Annotated in this window: 21 protein-coding genes; 16 read left to right on the forward strand and 5 right to left on the reverse strand. The window is 60.5% G+C overall.

All coding sequences use genetic code 11. From position 1 onward, the window contains the following. Nucleotides 1-93: 93 nt before the first annotated feature. Nucleotides 94-2004 carry an ATP-binding cassette domain-containing protein gene (locus tag M1E04_RS09545; protein ID WP_456292840.1) on the forward strand — a complete coding sequence of 637 codons (1911 nt, stop codon included), beginning with the start codon at nucleotides 94-96 and terminating at the stop codon, nucleotides 2002-2004. A 69-nt stretch (nucleotides 2005-2073) separates the two neighbouring features. On the opposite strand, the gene M1E04_RS09550 is transcribed toward M1E04_RS09545, so the two are convergent. Beyond that, nucleotides 2074-2517: a universal stress protein gene (locus M1E04_RS09550; RefSeq protein ID WP_456292841.1), complete on the reverse strand. Its 444-nt coding sequence runs from the start codon at nucleotides 2515-2517 to the stop codon at nucleotides 2074-2076. Between the two features lie 110 nt (nucleotides 2518-2627). Here M1E04_RS09550 and M1E04_RS09555 point away from each other — a divergent pair, with 110 nt between their 5' ends. The 7 genes from M1E04_RS09555 (at nucleotide 2628) to M1E04_RS09585 (ending at nucleotide 11019) form a co-directional block, all read left to right on the forward strand. Further along, on the forward strand, nucleotides 2628-3065 hold the full coding sequence (locus M1E04_RS09555; protein ID WP_456292842.1) for a hypothetical protein: 438 nt from the start codon (nucleotides 2628-2630) through the stop codon (nucleotides 3063-3065). A 572-nt stretch (nucleotides 3066-3637) separates the two neighbouring features. Then, the gene (fadB, locus tag M1E04_RS09560) at nucleotides 3638-5785 is read left to right on the forward strand and encodes a fatty acid oxidation complex subunit alpha FadB (RefSeq protein ID WP_192130181.1); all 2148 of its coding nucleotides are present in this window, start codon (nucleotides 3638-3640) and stop codon (nucleotides 5783-5785) included. Between the two features lie 23 nt (nucleotides 5786-5808). Continuing rightward, nucleotides 5809-6984, forward strand: a complete 1176-nt coding sequence (fadA, locus tag M1E04_RS09565) for an acetyl-CoA C-acyltransferase FadA (RefSeq protein WP_192130182.1) — start codon at nucleotides 5809-5811, stop codon at nucleotides 6982-6984. A 102-nt stretch (nucleotides 6985-7086) separates the two neighbouring features. Further along, entirely contained in the window at nucleotides 7087-7323 is a 237-nt protein-coding gene (locus M1E04_RS09570; RefSeq protein WP_065988576.1) for a DUF1653 domain-containing protein, read from the forward strand. A 109-nt stretch (nucleotides 7324-7432) separates the two neighbouring features. Further along, the gene (gene topA, locus M1E04_RS09575; protein WP_065988575.1) at nucleotides 7433-10036 is read left to right on the forward strand and encodes a type I DNA topoisomerase; all 2604 of its coding nucleotides are present in this window, start codon (nucleotides 7433-7435) and stop codon (nucleotides 10034-10036) included. A 149-nt stretch (nucleotides 10037-10185) separates the two neighbouring features. After that, nucleotides 10186-10707, forward strand: a complete 522-nt coding sequence (locus tag M1E04_RS09580) for a DUF6586 family protein (RefSeq protein WP_065988574.1) — start codon at nucleotides 10186-10188, stop codon at nucleotides 10705-10707. Nucleotides 10708-10782: 75 nt separating this feature from the next. Then, nucleotides 10783-11019, forward strand: coding sequence for a hypothetical protein (locus M1E04_RS09585; protein WP_065988573.1), 237 nt, complete (start codon nucleotides 10783-10785; stop codon nucleotides 11017-11019). A 98-nt stretch (nucleotides 11020-11117) separates the two neighbouring features. Here M1E04_RS09585 and sulA read toward each other — a convergent pair whose 3' ends face one another. Together sulA and lexA are read right to left on the reverse strand one after the other, a co-directional pair. Further along, a complete protein-coding gene (gene sulA / locus M1E04_RS09590; RefSeq protein ID WP_065988572.1) occupies nucleotides 11118-11621 on the reverse strand; it encodes an SOS-induced cell division inhibitor SulA in 504 nt (167 codons plus the stop codon). 11 nt (nucleotides 11622-11632) lie between these two features. After that, nucleotides 11633-12241 carry a transcriptional repressor LexA gene (gene lexA, locus M1E04_RS09595; RefSeq protein ID WP_065988571.1) on the reverse strand — a complete coding sequence of 203 codons (609 nt, stop codon included), beginning with the start codon at nucleotides 12239-12241 and terminating at the stop codon, nucleotides 11633-11635. Between the two features lie 228 nt (nucleotides 12242-12469). Between lexA and M1E04_RS09600 the strand changes: the two genes are divergently transcribed. From M1E04_RS09600 to M1E04_RS09610, 3 genes are all read left to right on the forward strand, one after another. Then, nucleotides 12470-13180 (forward strand): TetR/AcrR family transcriptional regulator, encoded by a 711-nt coding sequence (locus M1E04_RS09600; protein WP_065988570.1) that lies wholly within the window; start codon nucleotides 12470-12472, stop codon nucleotides 13178-13180. Nucleotides 13181-13285: 105 nt separating this feature from the next. Next, a complete protein-coding gene (gene nagZ / locus M1E04_RS09605) occupies nucleotides 13286-14287 on the forward strand; it encodes a beta-N-acetylhexosaminidase (RefSeq protein WP_192130502.1) in 1002 nt (333 codons plus the stop codon). 9 nt (nucleotides 14288-14296) lie between these two features. Further along, a complete protein-coding gene (locus tag M1E04_RS09610) occupies nucleotides 14297-15037 on the forward strand; it encodes an S-methyl-5'-thioinosine phosphorylase (protein WP_065988568.1) in 741 nt (246 codons plus the stop codon). 390 nt (nucleotides 15038-15427) lie between these two features. On the opposite strand, the gene M1E04_RS09615 is transcribed toward M1E04_RS09610, so the two are convergent. Both M1E04_RS09615 and M1E04_RS09620 read right to left on the reverse strand, forming a co-directional pair. Continuing rightward, nucleotides 15428-15652 (reverse strand): DUF6555 family protein, encoded by a 225-nt coding sequence (locus M1E04_RS09615; protein WP_037011182.1) that lies wholly within the window; start codon nucleotides 15650-15652, stop codon nucleotides 15428-15430. 260 nt (nucleotides 15653-15912) lie between these two features. Then, the gene (locus tag M1E04_RS09620; protein ID WP_192130185.1) at nucleotides 15913-17055 is read right to left on the reverse strand and encodes an aldose epimerase family protein; all 1143 of its coding nucleotides are present in this window, start codon (nucleotides 17053-17055) and stop codon (nucleotides 15913-15915) included. 359 nt (nucleotides 17056-17414) lie between these two features. On the opposite strand from M1E04_RS09620, the gene M1E04_RS09625 reads away from it, so the two are divergent. The 5 genes from M1E04_RS09625 (at nucleotide 17415) to araH (ending at nucleotide 22889) form a co-directional block, all read left to right on the forward strand. Beyond that, a complete protein-coding gene (locus M1E04_RS09625) occupies nucleotides 17415-18125 on the forward strand; it encodes a FadR/GntR family transcriptional regulator (protein WP_192130186.1) in 711 nt (236 codons plus the stop codon). A gap of 76 nt (nucleotides 18126-18201) precedes the next feature. Then, on the forward strand, nucleotides 18202-19080 hold the full coding sequence (locus tag M1E04_RS09630) for an SMP-30/gluconolactonase/LRE family protein (RefSeq protein ID WP_192130187.1): 879 nt from the start codon (nucleotides 18202-18204) through the stop codon (nucleotides 19078-19080). A 164-nt stretch (nucleotides 19081-19244) separates the two neighbouring features. Next, nucleotides 19245-20255 (forward strand): substrate-binding domain-containing protein, encoded by a 1011-nt coding sequence (locus M1E04_RS09635; RefSeq protein ID WP_456292843.1) that lies wholly within the window; start codon nucleotides 19245-19247, stop codon nucleotides 20253-20255. A gap of 93 nt (nucleotides 20256-20348) precedes the next feature. Continuing rightward, on the forward strand, nucleotides 20349-21878 hold the full coding sequence (gene araG / locus M1E04_RS09640; protein ID WP_456292844.1) for an L-arabinose ABC transporter ATP-binding protein AraG: 1530 nt from the start codon (nucleotides 20349-20351) through the stop codon (nucleotides 21876-21878). A gap of 45 nt (nucleotides 21879-21923) precedes the next feature. Further along, the gene (araH, locus tag M1E04_RS09645; RefSeq protein WP_065988753.1) at nucleotides 21924-22889 is read left to right on the forward strand and encodes an L-arabinose ABC transporter permease AraH; all 966 of its coding nucleotides are present in this window, start codon (nucleotides 21924-21926) and stop codon (nucleotides 22887-22889) included. Nucleotides 22890-22951: the final 62 nt, after the last annotated feature.

The following is a 22951-nucleotide window of genomic DNA, read 5'->3' on the forward strand; positions in this document are numbered from 1 at the left end:
GCCACCGGGTCCGGACGACGTCCTGTCATCGATTAGCCGCCCCTCTGCCGGGTTATCTCAGGTAGAATGCGCGCCCGGTTTTTGGAGAAGCTCATGACCCTGCTCAAATTCAGCGATGTGTCCCTTGCGTTCGGCGCCATGCCGTTGTTGGACAAGGTGTCCTGGCAGATCGCCCGTGGTGAGCGGGTCTGCATCATTGGCCGCAACGGCACGGGCAAGTCCAGCATGTTGAAGCTCGTCAAAGGCATTCAGATGCCCGACGACGGCAATGTCTGGCGCGCCCCCGGCCTGAAGATCGGCGAGCTCCCGCAGGAGTTGCCGGTCGCTGACGGCCGTACCGTGTTTGACGTGGTGGCCGAAGGCCTGGACGGCGTGGGCGAGCTGCTCGCTCAGTACCACCACCTGAGCCAGAACATCGTCACTGCCGAAGACCTCGACAAGCTGATGCACGTGCAGTCGGACCTCGAAGCCCGTGACGGCTGGCGCCTGCAGCAGTTGGTGGACAGCACCCTCAGCCGTCTGCAACTGCCGGCCGACAAGACCCTCGCCGAACTGTCCGGTGGCTGGCGTCGTCGCGTGTTGCTGGCCCAGGCGCTGGTGTCCGAGCCTGATCTGCTGATGCTCGACGAACCGACCAACCACCTCGACATCGGCGCGATTGCCTGGCTCGAAGAAGCCTTGAAGGAATTCCAGGGCGCGGTGTTGTTCATCACCCACGACCGGTCCTTCCTGCAGAACCTCGCGACCCGCATTCTGGAGCTCGACCGCGGCGGCCTGATCGACTGGGACGGCGACTACGCCAGCTTCCTGGTGCACAAGGAAGCCATGCTCGCGGCGGAAGAAACCGCCAACGCGCTGTTCGACAAGCGTCTGGCCCAGGAAGAAGTGTGGATTCGCCAGGGCATCAAGGCCCGTCGTACCCGTAACGAAGGCCGCGTACGCGCCCTGAAGGCATTGCGCGTCGAGCGCAGCGACCGCCGCGAACGCACCGGCAAAGCCAACATTCAGCTCGACACGGCAGACAAATCCGGCAAGCAGGTGATGGTGCTCGACAACGTCAGCTTCGCTCACCCGGGCGGCCCGATGCTGATCAAGGACTTCTCCATGGTCCTGCAGCGCGAAGACCGTATCGGTCTGCTCGGCGCCAACGGCACCGGCAAGACCACGCTGCTCAAGCTGATGCTCGACAACCTCCAGCCCACCAGTGGCAAGGTGGAAGTCGGCACCCGTCTGGACGTCGCCTACTTCGACCAGTTGCGTCACCAGCTCGATCTGGAAAAGACCGTGATCGATAACGTCGCCGAAGGGCGCGACTTCATTGACATCGACGGCCAGAGCCGTCACGTCCTCAGCTACCTGGGCGATTTCCTGTTCAGCCCGCAGCGGGCGCGGACGCCAGTCAAGGCATTGTCGGGCGGTGAGCGGGCGCGTCTGCTGCTTGCCAAACTGTTCAGCAAACCGGCCAACTTGCTGGTCCTCGACGAACCGACCAACGACCTGGACGTCGAGACCCTCGAGCTCCTTGAGGAAGTGCTGCTGACCTTCAAGGGCACCGTGCTGATGGTCAGCCACGACCGGGCATTCCTCGATAACGTCGTCACCAGCACCCTGGTGTTCGAAGGCGAGGGCAAGGTCCGCGAGTTCGTTGGCGGCTATCAGGACTGGATTCGTCAGGGCGGCTCACCGCGTCTGCTGGGCGTCACCGACAGCAAGTCCGGCAAGTCCGAGCTGGCCACTGCCGTGGTTCAGGCAGCACCCGTCGCGGCGGCCGAAATGCCCGTCGCGAAAAAGAAGCTCAGCTATAAGCTGCAACGCGAGCTGGAAGCGCTGCCCGCGCAGATCGACGCTGTTGAAGCGCAAATGGCTGCGCTCACTGCCGAGATGGCCGAGGCCGGTTTCTATCAGCGTCCTTCAGAGCAAACCACTGCCGTGATGGCGCAGCTGGAAAGCCTCCAAGGCGAACTGGACGGGCTGCTTGAGCGTTGGGCCGAGCTGGACGAGTGATCGGTCACCTGCGGCCCTAAAAAAGCCCGGTCCTTTTTCAAGGACCGGGCTTTTGTTTGCGGGCCTGAATCAGTCGACGCGCTTGACCAGTCGCACAGCCAGTACGTCGCACGGTGCGCCGTGCAGCACGTCATTGGCGGTGGAACCGAGCAGCAGCGACAGACCGTGTCGGCCGTGGCTGCCTACAACGATCAGGTCGACCTGGTGCTCCTTCGCCAGGTTGTGGATTTCCTGACGCGGCTGGCCATAGGTGAGATGGCTGTCGCCGGTTTTGACGTTAGGGTATTTGCGTTTCAGCGCTTCCAGCTTTTCCTTGGCCTGATCGAACTGCTGTTGTTGCAGCTGCGACAGGTCCATGGGGACATCGCCACCGAAGGCCATGGCCATGGGTTCGACGATGTGGACCAGCGAAAGCTTCGAGCCGCCGTCCAGCGCCAGTGCCATGGCTTTTTTGATGACCGGATCGCACTCTTCAGTGAGGTCCACGGCTACCAGGATATGTTCATAGGACATGGGGTTTTCCTTCTGAGGTTTGCGATGGTTTTGATTATGGCTCTTTTCACGCGCCTCTGGCACGCCGATGTGGTACGCCCGCCGCTTGCCGCCGCGGGGGGCGTACAAATATGACGGTGTGGATCGTTCTGTCAATCATTGCGGTGGTTTTAAGTCCGATGGTCTGGCTGCGCCCGTCGCGCTCCCAGAGCGGCAGAATGGCCATGCGCATGCAGGCGCGTCGAATGGGGCTGGCCATGCAGTTGATCCCCCAGGAGTGGCCGCACTGGTTGCCGACCGAGCCGCCGAGCCCGTGCCCGCAGTATCACCGGCCTCGTACCGCACGTGCGCCCGATGTCTGGGTGTACTGGCAGATGGAACCGGGCGTGTGGCTTAACCAGTGGCGCGAGCCGTGTGAAGATCCGCGGCTGCTTGAGCAGTTCAAGACGCTGCCGGCAGACGTCTACAAGGTGGAAGCGGGCAAGCAGCTGATTGCCCTGTACTGGGCCGAACGTGGCGAACCCGATGTGTTGCAGCACATTGCAGCGGTGCTGAAGGCCTTGGCGTAATCCGCCCCCGATGCCCGAATCACGGGCATTAAAAAGCCCGATAACAACATCGGGCCGGGGTTGGCCAGGCAGGCCGTAATTCCTGTGCGGTGCGGTGCAATGCCGCGACCGGGGTCACATATCGCTTGGTGGCGACGCTTAAATGACCCGTCTTGATTCGCAGTGCGCTGAATGTAGACCTTAATGGTGCATTTGTCTGCTGCCGTGCTGCTTTTTATTCCCTCCGTGCCAAGCTTCTCCACGCGCCAGCGCTTGATCAGCGGCTGCCGTCACTGAAGCAATCATTACCTTGAATGGGCCCGTATCAGGCGCGCTTTTTACCTGCGATTTGCCTGTTTTGCCCGCTGTGTGCTGAATTGACAATTGCTGGAATATGGCAGAAGGTAGCCACACCCAAATCAAACGGGCGTATGAATTGAGCGTTTGCCGTAGGAATGCTCTGACAGACGCTCGAATCGCGTCGACGGGGTGACTGGCGTTTGGTGTTTCGCCTCGACGGCAACGTCGTGCATAGCGCCGGATCTCAGCGTCTGATGCGTATTGTTCAGCTTCCATATCGTGGAGATCAGTTGATGATTTACGAAGGTAAAGCCATCACGGTTAAGGCTCTTGAAAGTGGCATCGTCGAACTGCAGTTCGACCTCAAGGGTGAGTCCGTCAACAAGTTCAATCGTCTCACCCTCAACGACCTCAGTCAGGCCATCGAAGCCATCAAGGCCGACAGCTCGATCAAGGGCGTCATCGTCACCAGCGGCAAGGACGTGTTCATCGTCGGCGCCGACATCACCGAATTCGTCGATAACTTCAAGCTGCCGGACGCTGAACTCGTCGCCGGCAACCTCGAAGCCAACAAGATTTTCAGCGCCTTCGAAGACCTCAACGTACCGACCCTCGCGGCCATCAACGGCATCGCGCTGGGCGGCGGTCTGGAGATGTGCCTGGCCGCAGACTTCCGCGTCATGTCCGCCACCGCCAAGGTCGGCTTGCCAGAAGTCAAACTCGGCATCTACCCGGGCTTCGGCGGTACAGTCCGTTTGCCACGTCTGATCGGTGTCGATAACGCCGTCGAGTGGATCGCGTCCGGCAAAGACAACAGCGCCGAAGACGCACTGAAAGTGGGCGCCGTCGATGCAGTGGTCGCCCCGGGCAAACTGCAGGAAGCTGCTCTGGACCTGATCAAACGCGCCATCTCCGGCGAGTTCGACTTCAAGGCCAAGCGTCAGCCGAAGCTGGACAAGCTCAAGCTCAACGCCATTGAGCAAATGATGGCCTTCGAAACCGCCAAGGGTTTCGTGGCAGGCCAGGCCGGCCCGAACTACCCGGCTCCGGTCGAAGCGATCAAGACCATCCAGAAAGCCGCCAATTTCGGTCGCGACAAAGCGCTGGAAGTGGAAGCGGCCGGTTTCGTGAAGATGGCCAAGACCTCGGCCGCCGCGAGCCTGATCGGCCTGTTCCTGAACGATCAGGAGCTGAAAAAGAAAGCCAAGGTCTACGACGAAGTGGCCAAGGACGTGAAGCAGGCCGCCGTACTGGGCGCCGGCATCATGGGCGGCGGCATCGCCTATCAGTCGGCGGTCAAAGGCACGCCGATCCTGATGAAGGACATCCGTGAAGAAGCCATCGCACTGGGCCTGGGCGAAGCATCGAAGCTACTGGGCAAGCGCGTCGAAAAAGGCCGTCTGACCTCCGCGAAGATGGCCGAAGCGCTCAACGCGATTCGTCCTACGCTGTCCTACGGCGATTTCGGCACCGTCGACCTCGTCGTCGAAGCCGTGGTCGAGAATCCGAAGGTCAAGCAAGCCGTGCTGGCCGAAGTGGAAGGGCAGGTGGGTGAAGACACCATTCTCGCTTCCAACACCTCGACGATCTCCATCAGCTTGCTGGCCAAGGCCCTAAAGCGTCCGGAAAACTTCGTCGGCATGCACTTCTTCAACCCGGTGCACATGATGCCGCTGGTCGAAGTCATCCGTGGCGAGAAGTCCAGCGAAGTCGCCGTGGCGACCACCGTGGCCTACGCCAAGAAAATGGGCAAGAACCCGATCGTGGTCAACGACTGCCCGGGCTTTTTGGTCAATCGCATCCTGTTCCCGTACTTCGGCGGTTTCGCCAAGCTGGTCAGCGCCGGTGTCGACTTCGTGCGCATCGACAAGGTCATGGAAAAATTCGGCTGGCCAATGGGCCCGGCGTACCTGATGGACGTGGTCGGCATCGACACCGGCCACCACGGTCGCGACGTCATGGCTGAAGGTTTCCCGGACCGCATGAAGGACGATCGCCGCACCGCTGTCGACGCCTTGTACGACGCCAATCGCCTGGGCCAGAAGAATGGCAAGGGCTTCTACGTCTACGAGACCGACAAGCAGGGCAAACCGAAGAAAGTGGTCGACGCTTCCGTGCTGGAAGTGCTCAAGCCAGTGATCTACGAGCAGCGTGAAGTCAGCGACGAAGACATCATCAACTGGATGATGATCCCGCTCTGCCTTGAAACCGTGCGTTGCCTGGAAGACGGCATCGTCGACACAGCGGCCGAGGCCGACATGGGCCTGATCTACGGCATCGGCTTCCCTCCGTTCCGCGGTGGCGCGCTGCGCTACATCGACTCGATCGGTGTTGCTGAATTCGTCGCCCTGGCTGACCAATACGCTGATCTGGGCGCTCTGTACCACCCCACTGCGAAGCTGCGTGAAATGGCCAAGACCGGCCAGCGCTTCTTCGGCTAAGTGCCCAACGAACAGGTGAAGATATGAGCTTGAATCCGAGAGACGTCGTGATTGTCGACTTCGGTCGCACACCGATGGGCCGCTCCAAGGGTGGCATGCACCGCAATACCCGCGCCGAAGACATGTCGGCGCACCTGATCAGCAAATTGCTGGAACGCAACAACAAGGTTGACCCGGCGGAAGTCGAGGACGTGATCTGGGGCTGCGTCAACCAGACCCTGGAGCAGGGCTGGAACATCGCGCGCATGGCGTCGCTGATGACCCAGATTCCGCACACCTCCGCAGCACAGACGGTCAGCCGCCTGTGCGGTTCCTCCATGAGCGCGCTGCACACGGCGGCTCAGGCGATCATGAGCAACAACGGTGACGTCTTCGTCATCGGCGGTGTCGAGCACATGGGCCACGTCGGCATGATGCACGGTGTCGACCCGAACCCGCACATGTCGCTGTACGCCGCCAAAGCCTCGGGCATGATGGGCCTGACCGCCGAAATGCTGGGCAAGATGCACGGCATCACCCGTGAGGCGCAGGATGCGTTCGGTGTGCGTTCCCACAGGCTGGCGCAGAAGGCCACGCTGGAAGGGAAATTCAAGGACGAAATCATCCCGATGCAGGGCTACGACGAGAACGGTTTCCTGAAGATGTTCGACTACGACGAGACCATTCGTCCGGAGACGACGCTGGAAAGTCTGGCGGCCCTCAAGCCTGCGTTCAACCCGAAAGGCGGTACGGTCACGGCCGGCACCTCGTCACAAATCACCGACGGTGCGTCGTGCATGATCGTGATGTCCGGCCAGCGCGCCATGGACCTCGGCATCCAGCCCCTGGCGGTGATCCGCTCGATGGCAGTGGCCGGTGTCGACCCTGCAATCATGGGCTACGGACCGGTTCCGGCAACGCAGAAAGCGCTCAAGCGCGCCGGGCTGAGCATCGCCGATATCGACTACTTCGAGCTTAACGAAGCGTTCGCTGCGCAGGCCCTGCCGGTGCTGAAAGATCTGAAAGTGCTCGACAAGATGGACGAGAAGGTTAACCTGCACGGCGGCGCCATCGCCTTGGGTCACCCGTTCGGTTGCTCGGGGGCGCGGATTTCCGGCACTTTGCTCAACGTGATGAAGCAGAATGGCGGCACCCTGGGTGTTGCCACCATGTGCATCGGTCTGGGTCAGGGCATCACCACCGTATTCGAACGCGTCTAAACGGTGTCAGTGTGCGAGCCGGGGCCTGGTGCCCCGGCTTTTGTTTTTTTCCGGAAATGTATTTTCGCCATTTTTTTTCTTGTCACACCCGAGGTTCCCCGCATGCCGCTACAGCCAGGTCTCTACCGTCACTACAAAGGCCCTGAATACCGTGTTATCGGTGTCGCGCGGCATTCGGAGACCGAAGAAGAAGTGGTGTGCTATCAGGCGCTGTACGGCGAATACGGCCTGTGGGTACGCCCTTTGAGCATGTTTCTGCAGTCAGTTGAGGTTGACGGCGAGCAAGTGCCGCGCTTTGCTTTGGTCCAGGCCGAACCGGATCTTTTTCCCCGGCCCTGAGGCGGGACCTCGCAGCAGCCATTGCTTGACCTCACCTTTCAGCCACTATATATAGCGGGGCCTCGACGGCTCTGACGTCTTTTTTCTCGCATTAGGAATTTTCCGATCCATGGGCAAATCGCTGGTCATTGTGGAATCCCCGGCTAAGGCCAAGACCATCAACAAGTACCTGGGCAACCAGTACGTGGTGAAGTCGAGTATCGGCCATATCCGAGACCTGCCCACCAGCGGTTCGGCTAGCGCCTCCAAAGAGCCTGCTGCCAAGCGCGGCAAGGCCGTGGCCGAAGCGCCCGTCCTGTCGCCCAAGGAAAAGGCCAAGCGCCAGCTCGTGGCGCGCATGGGTGTCGATCCGGATCACGGCTGGAAGGCCAAGTACGAAATCCTTCCCGGCAAAGAGAAGGTGATCGACGAATTGCGCCGCCTGGCCAAAGACGCCGACACCATCTATCTCGCGACGGACTTGGACCGCGAAGGGGAAGCCATTGCCTGGCACCTGCGCGAAGCCATTGGCGGCGACGATTCGCGCTACAAGCGTGTGGTCTTCAACGAGATCACCAAAAAAGCCATTCAGGAAGCCTTCTCGAAGCCGGGCGAGCTCGATATCGACCGCGTGAATGCGCAGCAGGCACGCCGTTTCCTCGACCGCGTCGTCGGTTACATGGTGTCGCCGCTGCTGTGGCAGAAGATCGCTCGCGGTCTGTCGGCCGGCCGTGTGCAGTCCGTGGCAGTGAAACTGGTGGTGGAGCGCGAGCGTGAAATCCGTGCGTTCAACCCGGAAGAGTACTGGGAGATCCACGCAGACCTCGGCACCGCCAAGGGCGCCAACGTTCGCTTCGAAGTCGCTCGCGAGAAAGGCGAAGCCTTCAAGCCGTTGAACGAAGCGACCGCCATGGCGGCGCTGGAGAAGCTCAAGGCCTCGGCCTACAGCATCAGCAAGCGTGAGGACAAACCGACCAGCAGCAAGCCGTCGGCGCCCTTCATCACGTCCACGCTGCAACAGGCTGCGAGCAACCGCCTGGGCTACGGCGTTAAGAAAACCATGATGATGGCCCAGCGTCTATACGAAGCCGGTTACATCACCTACATGCGTACGGACTCGACCAACCTGTCGGCTGACGCTGTGGCCATGGCCCGCACCTACATCGAAACCGAGTTCGGCAAGAAGTACCTGCCGGAATCGCCGATCGTCTACAGCAGCAAGGAAGGCGCGCAAGAGGCTCACGAAGCGATTCGTCCCTCCGACGTCAACACGCACCCGAGCAAGCTGACCGGCATGGAGCGCGACGCCGAGCGTCTGTACGAGCTGATCTGGCGCCAGTTCGTGGCCTGCCAGATGCCGCCTGCGCAATACCTGTCGACCACTGTCAGCGTCGCGGCCGGCGATTTCGAGCTCCGCGCCAAGGGCCGCATCCTGAAGTTCGACGGCTACACCCGCGTGCTGCCGCAAATGAGCAAGCCGGGCGATGATGACGTACTGCCGGACATGGCCCAGGGCGACAAGCTGAAGCTGATCAAGCTCGACCCGAGCCAGCATTTCACCAAGCCGCCTGCGCGTTACTCGGAAGCGAGCCTGGTCAAGGAAATGGAAAAACGCGGCATCGGTCGTCCATCGACCTATGCGGCGATCATTTCGACGATTCAGGACCGTGGTTACGTGGCCCTGCACAACCGTCGTTTCTACTCGGAAAAGATGGGCGATATCGTCACCGAGCGTTTGTCCGAAAGCTTCTCGAACCTGATGGACTACGGCTTCACCGCCGGCATGGAAGAAAACCTCGACGACGTGGCCCACGGGCAGCGCGACTGGAAGAACGTCCTCGACGAGTTCTACGGTGACTTCAAGAAGAAACTCGAAGTGGCCGAAGCACCCGACAGCGGCATGCGCGCCAATCAGCCGGTGATGACTGACATCCCGTGCAAGGTCTGCGGCCGCCCGATGCAGATTCGTACCGCGTCCACCGGCGTGTTCCTCGGTTGCTCGGGCTACAGCCTGCCGCCGAAAGAGCGCTGCAAGGCCACGGTTAACCTGACGCCGGGCGACGAAATCGCCGACGACGATGAGGGTGAGTCCGAATCTCGCGTACTGCGTGGCAAGCATCGCTGCCCGATCTGCAGCACCGCGATGGATGCGTACCTGCTAGATGAGAAGCACAAGCTGCACATCTGCGGCAACAACCCGGATTGCTCGGGTTACGAGATCGAAGAGGGCACGTACCGCATCAAGGGCTACGAGGGCCCGAGCGTCGAGTGCGACAAGTGCGGCGGCGAAATGCAGCTCAAGACCGGCCGTTTCGGCAAGTTCTTCGGCTGCACCAACTGCAAGAACACCCGCAAGCTGCTGAAAAGCGGTGAAGCCGCACCGCCGAAGATGGACCCGGTGAAGATGCCGGAGCTCAAGTGCGACAAGGTCGACGACACCTACATCCTGCGCGACGGTGCTTCCGGGTTGTTCCTGGCGGCCAGCCAGTTCCCGAAAAACCGCGAGACCCGTGCACCCCTGGTCATGGAAATTGCGCCGCACAAGGATGAGATCGATCCGAAGTATCACTTCTTGTGCGAAGCGCCGAAGAAGGACCCCGATGGCCGTCCGGCGGTGATCCGCTACAGCCGCAAATCCAAGGAGCAGTACGTGCAGACCGAAGTGGAGGGCAAGCCTACTGGCTGGCGTGCTTTTTACGACGGCGGCAAGTGGAAGGTCGAGGACAAGCGTTGATCGTTTGATCTCGATCCGACTGGTCAGCCCCGACGCTTTGCGTTAAAAGAATCCCTCGGCGTGCTCTTGCGCTCCGAGGGATTTTTTTGTCTGCGGTTGACCGGCCGCAGGCACGTTGCGAATCACTCATCTCTACAGAGGCCGCTGTCATGGCTCACGAACTCTATACCCGCACCAATCAGAAGATTTTCTTTGCAGGTCTCGCCCTGGAAGCGATGGCCAAGGCCAGAGATAGTCGCGCCATGAACGCCCAGGGGCTTGAGCAGGCCGAGCGTGAGTCCGCGATCTTTCATTTGTATGGTGCGTTGCTGGGGCTGTGCCATGAAATCGCCGGCTATTACCGGCTGCCGCAGGCCAGTACGCCGCGTGCAGAGGACCTGCTGTCACCGAAGGTACTGGAAGCCATCGCCATTCCGGAAATGGGCGAATTGGTCGAGCTCGCCCACAACCGCGAAACGTGGCTGGCGCAGTTGCTGGCTTCGTACCGTGCGCTGTTTATGCCGCCCAGCGCGCCGCGAAAGCCGAAAGGCGATGTCACGCAGCCTTTGATCATTTCAGTGGGCGCCGAAGAAGAGCCTGAGCAGCCATTGACGCGGGAAGAGATGGAGAGCTGGCGTCAGCAGATCAAAAGCCTGGCCATCCGGTTCAGAGAAGGCCTGAGCGAGTGCTGATACGGAGTGATCGATGGGCTAGGGGCTGAGTCGTCTGGCTGTTACAATGCCGGCCTTTCGTGGAGAACTGCTCTGATGCCAACTTCGTTTCTGGAAATTGTTGAACTGCCTGACGGCCGCATCGAACTGCGCCGCGCTGAAGACGAAGGGTCCCTCGTCACGCTGAATTTCTCCGAAGACGCCAAGGCGTTTTTGCAGGGTCAACACGTTGAAGTCGCCAAGGCGATGCTCAGCGTGGGTGTGCAGATGGCAGGTCGGCTGGCCGAAGGTGAGTTGACCAAGGATGAAGACGGACCGCGCGTCCTGCATTGATCCTCGGAATCTGCCGGTCGCTCACACGCTATCCCGCTTCTCGATCCTCAAGAAGCGCCTACATGCTCTAAATACCCTGAATAGTGCTGCCGACGTGATCAGCCCAGCCGAATGTTGAGGCTCTGCGCGTCGCCGATACGTGCTGCGCTCGCCAGTTGCTGGCGCGCATTGCCCGAGATCGGATTGATCCAGCTGACCACCGTATGGCTGCGGCCCAAGCGCAGGACTTCACGGGTCAGTTCCAGCGCACTCTGGGTTCCTCGCGGGTGCATCAGAATAATACGTTCCCGATTCAAACCGGCGTCACGCAGCCAAGCCTGGGTCACACTGGCAGGCGGTGCCACCAGCGTCAGCCAGCGATCATTGGTGTCCTGGCTCAGCTCACGCAGAATCGGCGCCAGCAAGTTGAGGCAGTTCCCGGCAGCGCCGCGCAAAGACAGTTCACTGAAGACTTCCGGCTCGTTGCTCCAGGGCGACTCGGCAATCTCTGCCAGCGTCGGGACCTGCAGCAGCGGGACGTCGAGCATGGGCAGGCCGGGCGCCATGAATGCTTCGAACAGTGGCAGTTGTGCATGTTGTTGCGGTGTCTGTGGGAGCTGCATCTACGTTCTCCTTATCGACGTATCACGCCGACGCTCAAGCCTTCAATGACAAGATCCTGATCTTTGAGATTCACTTCGATCGGTGCGAAGTCGGCGTTCTCGGCCAGCAGCCAGACCTTGTTGCCCTCACGCTTGAAGCGTTTGACCGTGACTTCGTCGCCGATTCGCGCCACTACGATCTGGCCGTTGCGCGCTTCGCGGGTGGTGTGGACGGCCAGCAGGTCGCCGTCGAGAATGCCGACGTCTTTCATGCTCATCCCGTGTACCCGCAGCAGGTAATCTGCACTCGGGTGAAAGAAGGCCGGGTTGATGGCGAGGGATTCTTCGATGTGTTGCTGGGCCAGGATCGGCGCACCCGCTGCGACGCGGCCAATGATCGGCAGGCCGCTGTCATCGGGTTTGGCTTCGAAGCCGGGAATGCGAATACCGCGGGAAGCGCCCGGGGTCATTTCGATGGCGCCTTTGCGCGCGAGTGCTTTCAAGTGCTCTTCGGCAGCGTTGGGCGATTTGAAGCCCAGCTCCTGAGCGATCTCGGCGCGGGTCGGCGGGTAGCCGTTGTCTTCCAGGCAGCGCTTGATGAAGTCCAGAATCTCGGCTTGGCGTGACGTCAGTTTGATCATGTGCATCGCTCTGGCTTTTTATACAGTGACTGGGATTATATACAGTGCTTGGGTCTTGGCAATGATCCTTTTCGCGACGTCTGTAATCGCCCCGTGCCATGAATGGCTGCAGGCCCCGGTTTGTATGGTTAAATGCCCGTGACTGACTGGACGGAAAGCGACGCTCAGGGTTGACAGTGCCGTGTATGAAACGTATGTTTCAAACACGTGTTTGTCAGGCGTTGAACCATGGCTCAGTCGGAAACAGTTGAACGAATTCTCGATGCAGCGGAGCAGCTGTTTGCCGAGAAGGGTTTTGCCGAAACCTCGTTGCGGCTCATCACCAGCAAGGCGTCAGTCAATCTGGCAGCGGTGAACTACCACTTCGGTTCAAAGAAGGCCCTGATCCAGGCGGTATTCTCCCGCTTCCTCGGGCCGTTCTGCGTCAGTCTCGACCGCGAGCTGGAACGCCGTCAGGCCAAGCCTGAACACAAACCCACCCTTGAAGAGTTGCTGGAAATCCTCGTCGAACAAGCGCTGGTGGTTCAGCCGCGCAGCAACAACGACCTGTCCATCTTCATGCGCCTGCTGGGCCTCGCGTTCAGTCAGAGCCAGGGCCACTTGCGCCGTTACCTCGAAGACATGTACGGCAAGGTGTTCCGTCGTTACATGCTACTGGTCAATGAAGCCGCACCGCGCATTCCCCCCATCGAGCTGTTCTGGCGGGTCCACTTCATGCTGGGCGCTGCCGCGTTCAGCATGTCCGGTATCAAAGCACTGCGGGCCATCGCCGAGACCGATTTCGGCGTCAACACGTCCATCGAGCAGGTCATGCGCCTCATGGTGCCGTTTCTGGCGGCCGGCATGCGCGCCGAATCGGGCGTCACCGACAACGCCATGCTTACCGCGCAACTGCGCCCCCGGACCAAAACCCCGACACCGGTGCCTGCCAAGGTCTGAGGCCCGTCACCGGCTGGCAGTGGCGGAATTTGCATCACATCCTTCGATCCCTCACCATGCCGGCCTGAGCATTGGTAGTTGAAGGATCTTCCTATGAGTTCTGGCCTGCAAGGCTCCCTGATGGTGGATGTCGCCGGTACCTGGCTGACCTCCGAAGACCGTCAGTTTCTGCGTCAGCCCGAAGTGGGCGGCCTGATCATTTTCGCGCGCAACATCGAAAGTCCACGGCAGGTCCGTGAACTCTGCGCGTCCATTCGTGCCATTCGTCCCGAATTGCTGCTCGCTGTCGATCAAGAGGGCGGACGGGTGCAGCGCTTGCGCCAGGGGTTTGTGCGACTGCCGCCGATGCGCGCCATTGCGGCTCATCCGGATGCCGACAGCCTCGCCGAGCATTGCGGCTGGCTGATGGCAACCGAAGTGCTGGCGGTGGGGCTGGACCTCAGCTTTGCGCCGGTGCTGGATCTGGACTATCAACGCAGTGCGGTGGTCGGCACCCGGTCATTCGAAGGCGACCCCGAGCGGGCTGCCATGCTGGCGGGCGCTTTTATCCGTGGCATGAACGCGGCGGGCATGGCCGCCACGGGCAAGCATTTTCCCGGGCATGGCTGGGCCGAGGCTGACTCTCACGTGGCCATCCCCCATGACGAGCGCAGTCTGGAAACCATCCGCGCCAATGACCTGGTGCCCTTTCAGCGCTTGAGCAAACACCTGGCCGCAGTCATGCCTGCCCACGTGATCTATCCCCAGGTCGATTCGCAACCGGCGGGCTTTTCCCGCCGCTGGCTGCAGGACATCCTGCGTGGCGAGTTGGGCTTCGATGGCGTGATCTTCAGCGATGACCTGTCGATGGCCGGCGCCCATGTTGTCGGTGATGCTGCCAGCCGCATCGAGGCAGCGCTTGGCGCAGGCTGTGACATGGGATTGGTCTGCAACGACCGGGCGGCGGCTGAGCTCGCGTTGAGCGCGGCGCAGCGCATGAAAGTCTCGCCTCCTGCGGCGCGACTTGACCGGATGCGCGGCCAGGGCATGGCGTCCACCGAATACCGGCAGCACCCCAGCTGGCTGGCGGCGCTGAGTGCCCTGCGCGCTGCTCAACTGATCGAATAAGGAATCCCCATGACTGTTTACGCAATTATCGGCGGCACCGGCCTGACCCAGCTTGACGGGCTGACGATTCGTCAGTCCCTGTCAGTGAATACCCCGTACGGCACGCCGTCGGGCGATATCCATCTGGGCGAATACGCCGGCCGCGAGGTGATGTTTCTGGCGCGTCACGGGCACCCGCACCGCTTTCCGCCGCACAAGGTCAACTACCGCGCCAACATCTGGGCCCTGAAGCAGGCCGGGGCCGAGGCGATTCTGGCAGTCAATGCTGTCGGCGGGATTCATCCCGACATGGGCACCGGCCATTTCTGCGTGCCCCATGATCTGGTGGACTACACCAGCGGTCGCGAACATACGTTCTTTGCCGATGACCTGGAGCACGTGACCCACATCGATTTCAGCTTTCCCTACAGCGCGCCACTGCGGGCTCGACTGATTGCAGCACTGGCCGCTGAAGGGTGCGCCCATAGCGACTTCGGCGTGTACGCCTGCACCCAGGGCCCGCGCCTGGAATCCGTGGCCGAGATCGCGCGTCTGGAGCGTGACGGCTGCGACATCGTTGGCATGACCGGCATGCCGGAAGCGGCCCTGGCCCGTGAGCTCGAACTGGAATACGCCTGCCTGGCGCTGGTGGTGAATCCGGCCGCCGGCAAGTCGGCAGCGGTCATTACGATGGCGGAAATCGAGCAGGCGCTGCACGACGGGATTGGCAAGGTCAAGGCCACACTGGCAAGGGTACTCAGCGCCGCTTGAAGCAGGCTGTCGTCGGGATGGACAGGATTTTTTTTAGAAAGCTGGCTAGGCTGGAGAGGGCAATAAAGTCAACGCCATTTCGTTGAAAAAGTTGTCCACGGAAAGCGTGAATATCTCTGTGGATAAGTTTCTGTAAGCCTGTAGTTGCAAGGCTTTAGCTGCAATGGTCGTTTAATGATCAGGTTTGCTAATGGCGTCGATGGGGCGAGTTAATCGTCAGAATTCTCTTCGGATCAGGCCTGGACTCAGCGGGTTAACGCGGGGGAGGGATGGGGCGACGGTATGCCCGGCAGGACGAAGACGATGACGCCCTGCCAAGGCAGATTCCCGTAGGGGGCAATCAGGTGGTTCAGCGAACAGGTTAGCGGGTAAGAAGTCCTGATCAGCTGATCAGGACTCGGCCCACTCAACATCGGTCAAACCCAGTTGCTCGGCTTTTGGCTTGGTCACTTTAGGGACTCGGTCCGAGCGGTATTTTGGAATCTGACCGAACCCGGCATCCACCGAGGCCCAGTGCCAGGCCGATGCGTTGTCCATGGCTTCGGCGCTGATGTAAAAGCTTTTGTAACTGCCGTGCAGCAGATAATCGATTCTGAAATGCTTGTACTGTGCCACGCTTGCAAACCTCCCTATCAGTCACTCTCTTTGTAACTGAGTCGTCACCGCCGGGAAAATTCACTCGAAATTACCGTTCTAAGCCAAACGGTTAGCTTTAGTACAGAACGGTGAGCGAACCGTCGGCCACCCTCACAAATGGATGGCAAACCCCCGGTGTTGAGCGGTTTCAGCGGCGCCATGGCGGCATGAAGCAGGACGCGATGCGGCAGGGACGACGATGATAGTCGTCCTGCCGCACCGTTTTTACACTCAAATGGTTACTTGTTCAGGAATTTGAACACAGTGGTCTGAGTGTAAGACTTGCCCGGGTCCAGGCGAGTGGAAGGGAAGGCTGGCTGATTGGGCGAGTCCGGGTAGTGCTGGGTTTCCAGGGTGAATGCGCCCCAGTGCGGATAGATCTTGCCGCCTTTGCCTTTGACGGTGCCGTCGAGGAAGTTGCCCGTGTATAGCTGAACGCCGGGCTCGGTGGTGAAGAGCTGCAAACGGCGACCGGACTTCGGATCGACCACGTCCGCTGCCAGATTCGACAGCTTGCCCTTGGTGTCGAGCACCCAGTTGTGGTCGTAGCCGCCCTGCGTGGCTTCGGCGAACTTGAGCTGCACGTTGTCTTCACGGATGCGCTTGCCGAAGGCGACAGGCTTGAGGAAGTCCAGCGGTGTGCCCGCCACAGGCGCCAGCTCACCCGTCGGGATCAGCGTCTCGTTCACCGGCGTATAGCGTGCTGCGTGCACCACGGCCACCTGGTCGAGGATGTCACCGTTGCCAGCGCCGGCCAGGTTGAAGTAGCTGTGGTTGGTAAGGTTGAGCACGGTCGGCTTGTCAGTTGTGGCGTGGTACTGAATGCGCAACTCGTTCTTGTCGTTCAGGCTGTAGGTGACTTCGGTTTTCAATGTCCCGGGGAAACCCATCTCGCCATCGACGGAGACATAGGTCAGCTTGACCCCGACCGAGCCTTTGTCCTTGACCTCTTCTGCCTTCCAGATCTGCTTGTCGAAGCCTTTCGGGCCGCCATGCAGGGAATTGGTCTTGTCGTTCAGCGGCACCTGATAGCTCTTGCCATCCAGGGAGAACTTGCCGCCGGCCAGGCGATTGCCGAAGCGGCCGATGGTGGCGCCGAAAAACGCGGTGCCGTTGACGTAGCCGTCCACGTCATCGAAGCCCAGGACCACGTCCTCAGCCTTGCCGTGCTTGTCCGGTACCAGCAGCGACTGCAGCGTGCCGCCGTAAGTGATCACGGTCGCCTGCATGCCCTGGCTGTTGCGCAGGGTGTATTTCTCGACCGGGGTGCCATCGGCGAGTTTGCCGAACGCACCGTGTTCGGTGGTCAGTCCGGCGGCGTGCACTTGCAGGGCGGCGGCCATCAGCGACAGGCCTAGGGCAGGTATGAGCGTCTTTCTCATTGCGTTGATCCTTTCTTCTTATGGGAGGTAGTTATGAGCATGTTGCTGTGGACGTTGTCGCGGGTCCCGCTCAGGGCAGCACCCTTGTTGCGCGGGATGCTGCAGCCCGTCGCCACCGAAGAAGGCGCAGCGACGGCTGATTGGTCATACTATTTGAGCCGGTCGGCCCTGATATTTCGAGTTATAGATCAAAAGCACTCGCTTTAAAAATAAATTGTAATACTATTTGGCGAAAGGCCGTGTCGGTTACGACCCGGGAAGGTCTAGCCCAGGATTGCCCGTCTGTACAGGCGTTTGACTCCTAATCGTATGATCATTAGCCTCGATTTGCGGGACACAACGCAGACAGGGGCGGATCAATGAGCAGCAGTTTTCACGCGTCGACGGTAGACCGTCTGGGAGCCTGGATTGCTCAAGGCAATGTAACGCCGGGCCAGTCGCTGAAGGTTGAGGCGGCATTGGGTGAAGAATTCGGGGTCAGCCGTACGGTGATTCGCGAAGCCATCAAAACACTGGTGGCCAAAGGGTTGCTGGAGGTCGGGCCCAAAGTGGGTACCCGGGTCATGCCGGTACGCAGCTGGAATCTGTTCGACCCACAAGTGGTGGGCTGGTTGGCGGCCAAAGGCCTGCCCCAGAGTTTTGTGCTGGACCTGCTGGATTTGAGGCGCGCCATAGAACCGATGGCGGTGCGTTGGGCCTGTGAAAGGGCGACACCGGAGCAGATTGCCGGGATTCACGCGGCCTATGCGCGGCTTGCGGCCAGCGTTGCGGACCCGAGTGATTACAACGCTGCGGACCAACGTTTCCATGAAGCGGTGCTGGCGGCCAGTCATAACCAGTTCATCGAGCAGATGTTACCGGCACTGGGCGCCTTGCTGGCGATCTCGTTCGAAGTGTCGTCGGGGGTGCCCGGAGAGCTCGGCAGGACCTTGCCGCTGCATAAGGATCTGGCGGATGCCATCGCCAACCGGGATTCGGCGCGGGGTGTCTGGGCTTGCATGAGCCTGATTGAAAACGCGGGTGAAGTGATTGCGCGTTCACGGGAACAACCGCTGGCGCGCGAGTCTTGAACAGGCCAGTTTGACGTTCGACAGGTGAGCTTTTTGAGTGGCTCACGGACCTACAATAATAAGCAGGAAATTGTTCATGAAGTGGCTGCCGGTCTGTGACCAGCGTTTCAAATTGGCCGAAGGGCCGTTCTGGGATCATGCCCAGCAGGCGTTGTACTGGGTCGATATCGCCGGCTTCCGTGCGTTGCGCCTGCATGCAGGCACGCTGTCCCACTGGCAATTCAGCGAGCCGGTTTCGGCCTTCATCCCCACCACGCAAGGTGATGCACTGGTCACCCTCGCCAGCGGCGTCCATCGTCTCGACCTTGATTCCCCGTTCCATCAGCCCGTTGTTTCTCTGCTGTGCGCAGCCGACCCGGTGCCGGGCAACCGTGCCAATGAAGCCCGTTGCGACCGGCACGGCAGACTGTGGCTGGGGACGATGCAGAACAACCTGGACGAGCAGGGCGGCGACTTGCCTATCGAGCGTCGCTCGGGCGGGCTTTACCGCGTCGACGGCGATGGCTCGGTCGCTCCTTTGGTCCAGGGTCAGGGCATCGTCAACACCCTGGTCTGGCCGGAAAACGGTTCAGCGGTGCTGACCGCCGACACCCTGGACGGCGTGATCTATCGCTACCCGATCAACGATGATCATTCCCTCGGTGAGCGGGAAGTCTGGGCCCATGAGCATGCTCGCGGCGCACCCGATGGCTCGGCGATGGACGAAGACGGGTTTGTCTGGAACGCCCGCTGGGATGGCGGTTGCCTGATCCGCTTTGCCCCCGATGGCAGCGTTGACCGGATCGTCGAGCTGCCGGTCAGTCACCCGACCAGCTGCGTGTTCGGCGGGCCCGACATGACCACTTTATTTGTGACCAGCGCGCGGCCTGCGGAGGGCGCACTGGAGTTGGACGGGTCTGTGATTCAGATGGAAATCGGCGTCAAGGGCATGGCCTCACACCGGTTCGCGGGATGATCCAAACCCTGTGCTCAAGGGGTGTGACACTCGGTTACATAGGCTTCATTGATAATATGATATGACTGTTTTCAGTCGAGCGGCCTGCACTGTTTCCAGCTGTATGCCGCCCCGACACTCACTGCTGAACGCTGTAGCTAGTCAATAAAAATAAGGAGTTAGCTATGTTGAGTCGCCACGGGATTCGTTCCCTGTGCTGTGCTGCTGTTGCCACCGCCATTCTGGGCATGAGCGCCGGTGCATCCGCCGCCGACGCCGAAAAGGTCAAGATTGGTTTTCTGGTCAAGCAGGCTGAAGAGCCCTGGTTCCAGACCGAATGGCAGTTCGCCGAAAAGGCCGGTAAAGAACACGGTTTCGAAGTCATCAAAATCGCCGTTCCCGACGGTGAAAAAACACTCTCTGCCATCGACAGCCTCGCCGCCAACGGCGCCAAAGGGTTTGTCATCTGCCCGCCTGATGTTTCCCTCGGCCCGTCCATCGTCGCCAAAGCCAAGGCCAACGGCTTGAAAGTCATGGCCGTCGATGACCGTTTCGTCGATGCCAAAGGCAAGTTCATGGAAGACGTGCCGTACCTGGGCATGGCCGCGTTCGAAGTCGGCCAGAAACAGGGCGCCGCCATGGCCGACGAAGCGAAGAATCGCAAGTGGGACTGGAAAGAAACCTACGCGATCATCAACACCTACAACGAGCTGGACACCGGCAAGAAACGCACCGACGGTTCGGTGGATGCGTTGAAGAAAGCCGGTCTGCCTGAGGATCACATCCTCTTCGCACCACAGAAGACCCTCGATGTGCCGGGCAGCATGGATTCCACCGGCGCTGCCCTGCCCAAGCTTCCAAGCGGGGCGAAAAACCTCATTGTCGGCGGCATGAACGACAACACCGTTCTGGGTGGCGTGCGCGCCACGGCGGGCGCTGGCTTCAAACCAGCCAACGTGATCGGCATCGGCATCAACGGCACTGACGCCATCGATGAACTGAAGAAGAAGGAAAGCGGCTTCTACGGGTCGATGCTGCCAAGCCCTGACAAAGAGGGCTATAACACTGCGCTGATGGTGTACGAGTGGGTCACCACCGGCAAAGAACCGCCTAAATACACCGCCATGGATGACGTGACCCTGATTCATCGCGGCAACTTCAAGGACGTGCTGACCCCGCTCGGTTTGTACAAGTAAGCGCGGCAGTCGAGTCGGGACGCCTGGCAATCAGGCGGATATCTGCGAGGCCTCGCTCCACCCGACAAGGGTGGGGCGGGGTGGAGGTGGTTCATGCAACAGGCATCGGTTCAGCAACAGATCCAGCACGGCGGCAGCCTGCGCTTCAACGGGATCGGTAAAACCTTCCCCGGCGTGAAGGCGCTGTCGGACATCAATTTCGAAGCTCGGCCAAGCAGCGTTCACGCGCTGATGGGCGAGAACGGCGCGGGTAAATCGACGCTGCTGAAGATTCTCGGCGGCTCGTACCAGCCCAACAGCGGCGATCTGCAGATCGGCGATCAGCACCTGGCGTTTAAATCCACTGCCGACAGCATCGCGGCCGGCGTGGCGGTGATTCATCAGGAACTGCATCTGGTCCCGGAAATGTCGGTGGCGGAAAACCTGCTGCTTGGTCACATGCCCAATCGCTGGGGCATGATCAACCGTCGGGCGATGGTCCGCCGCGCGCGGGAACTGCTCAAAGGCCTGGCCGACGAGATCGACCCGAACACGCGCCTGGGTGATCTGTCCCTGGGTCAACGGCAACTGGTGGAAATCGCCAAGGCCATGTCGCGCAATGCCCACGTCATCGCGTTCGACGAACCCACCAGCAGCCTGTCGGCGCGGGAGATCGATCGTCTGATGGCGATCATCACCCGGCTGCGTGATGAAGGCCGGGTCATTCTTTACGTTTCCCACCGCATGGAAGAAATCTTCCGCGTCTGCGACGCCGTCACCGTGTTCAAAGACGGCCGCTTCGTGCGCACCTTCGAGGACATGGCCGATCTGGACCATGACCGCCTGGTGACCTGCATGGTCGGGCGCGATATTCAGGACATCTATAACTATCGGCCGCGTCAGCACCAGGGGCCGAGCCTGCGGGTGACCGGCCTGATGGGTCCGGGCTTGCAGGAGCCCGCCAGTTTTGCCGTGGAGAAGGGCGAGATTCTCGGCTTTTTCGGCCTGGTCGGTGCCGGTCGGACCGAGATGTTTCGCATGCTGTCGGGGCTGACGCGCAGTCAGGCCGGGACCTTGAAACTGGAAGGCAAGCCGCTGAACCTGCGTTCACCCCGTGACGCCATCGACGCCGGCATTCTGCTTTGCCCGGAAGACCGCAAGAAAGAAGGCATCGTGCCGCTCTCCAGTGTCGCCGAGAACATCAACATCGGCGCGCGGCCTCGGCACCTCAGCCTGGGTTGCCTGATCCAGGGGCGCTGGGAGCGTGACAACGCCCGGCACCAGATCAAATCAATGAACGTCAAGACGCCTTCGCCCGAGCAGCAGATGTTGTTCCTGTCGGGTGGCAATCAGCAGAAGGCCATTCTGGGCCGCTGGCTGTCGATGCCAATGAAGGTGCTGCTGCTGGACGAGCCCACCCGCGGCATCGACATCGGCGCGAAATCCGAGATCTATCAGATCATCCATAACCTGGCTGCCGATGGCATCGCGGTCATCGTGGTCTCCAGCGACCTGATGGAGGTGATGGGCATTTCCGATCGCATTCTGGTCATGAGTGAAGGCGCCATCACCGGCGAATTGTCCCGGGAAGAGGCTAATGAACAGCGTCTTCTGCAACTGGCATTGCCGCGTACGCGCGGTTGAACCTGGCTATCAAAACTGGCTATGAAAAATAAGAACGAGGTGCGTATGTCTACCGAATCCAGCCTGACGGCTCCCCGCCAAGGCATGAACTTGCGTCGATTCGTCGACGACTGGGCCATGCTCATGGCCGCCCTGGGCATTTTTGTGCTCTGTGCGCTGCTGATCGACAACTTCATGTCGCCGCTGAACATGCGCGGCCTGGGCCTGGCGATCTCCACGGTCGGCATCGCCGCCTGCACCATGCTCTACTGCCTGGCGTCCGGGCATTTCGACCTGTCGGTCGGTTCGGTGCTGGCATGCTCCGGGGTCATTGCCGGGATCGTCATTCGCGACACCGACAGCGTGTTTCTCGGCGTATCGGCTGCTCTGGCCATGGGTTTGCTGGTCGGGCTGATCAACGGCATCGTCATCGCGAAGTTGCGCATCAATGCGTTGATCACCACCCTGGCGACCATGCAGATCGTGCGGGGGCTGGCCTATATCTTCTCCAACGGTAAAGCCGTGGGCGTGGGCGACGAGGCCTTCTTCGTGTTCGGTAACGGTCAGCTGTTCGGTGTGCCGGTGCCGATTCTGATCACCATCGTCTGCTTTATATTCTTCGGCTGGCTGCTGAACTACACCACCTACGGCCGCAATACCCTGGCCATCGGCGGCAACCAGGAAGCGGCGTTGCTCGCAGGCGTCCACGTCGACCGGACCAAGATCATCATCTTCGCCGTGCACGGTTTGATTGGTGCGCTGGCCGGTGTGGTGCTGGCCTCGCGCATGACCTCAGGTCAGCCAATGATCGGCCAGGGTTTCGAGCTGACGGTGATTTCCGCGTGCGTACTGGGCGGGGTTTCCCTCAGTGGCGGCATCGGCATGATTCGCCATGTCATCGCCGGGGTGCTGATTCTGGCGATTATCGAGAACGCCATGAACCTGAAGAACATCGACACCTTCTACCAATACGTGATTCGCGGCACGATCCTGCTGCTGGCGGTGATCATCGACCGGTTGAAGCGTCGCTGATTCGGAGTTTTCAGGCGTGCGCTGCGTAGGAAGAGGCCCTCCCCACACAGCGCAAGCCTGCT

Source organism: Pseudomonas sp. AK106, from assembly GCF_053903055.1.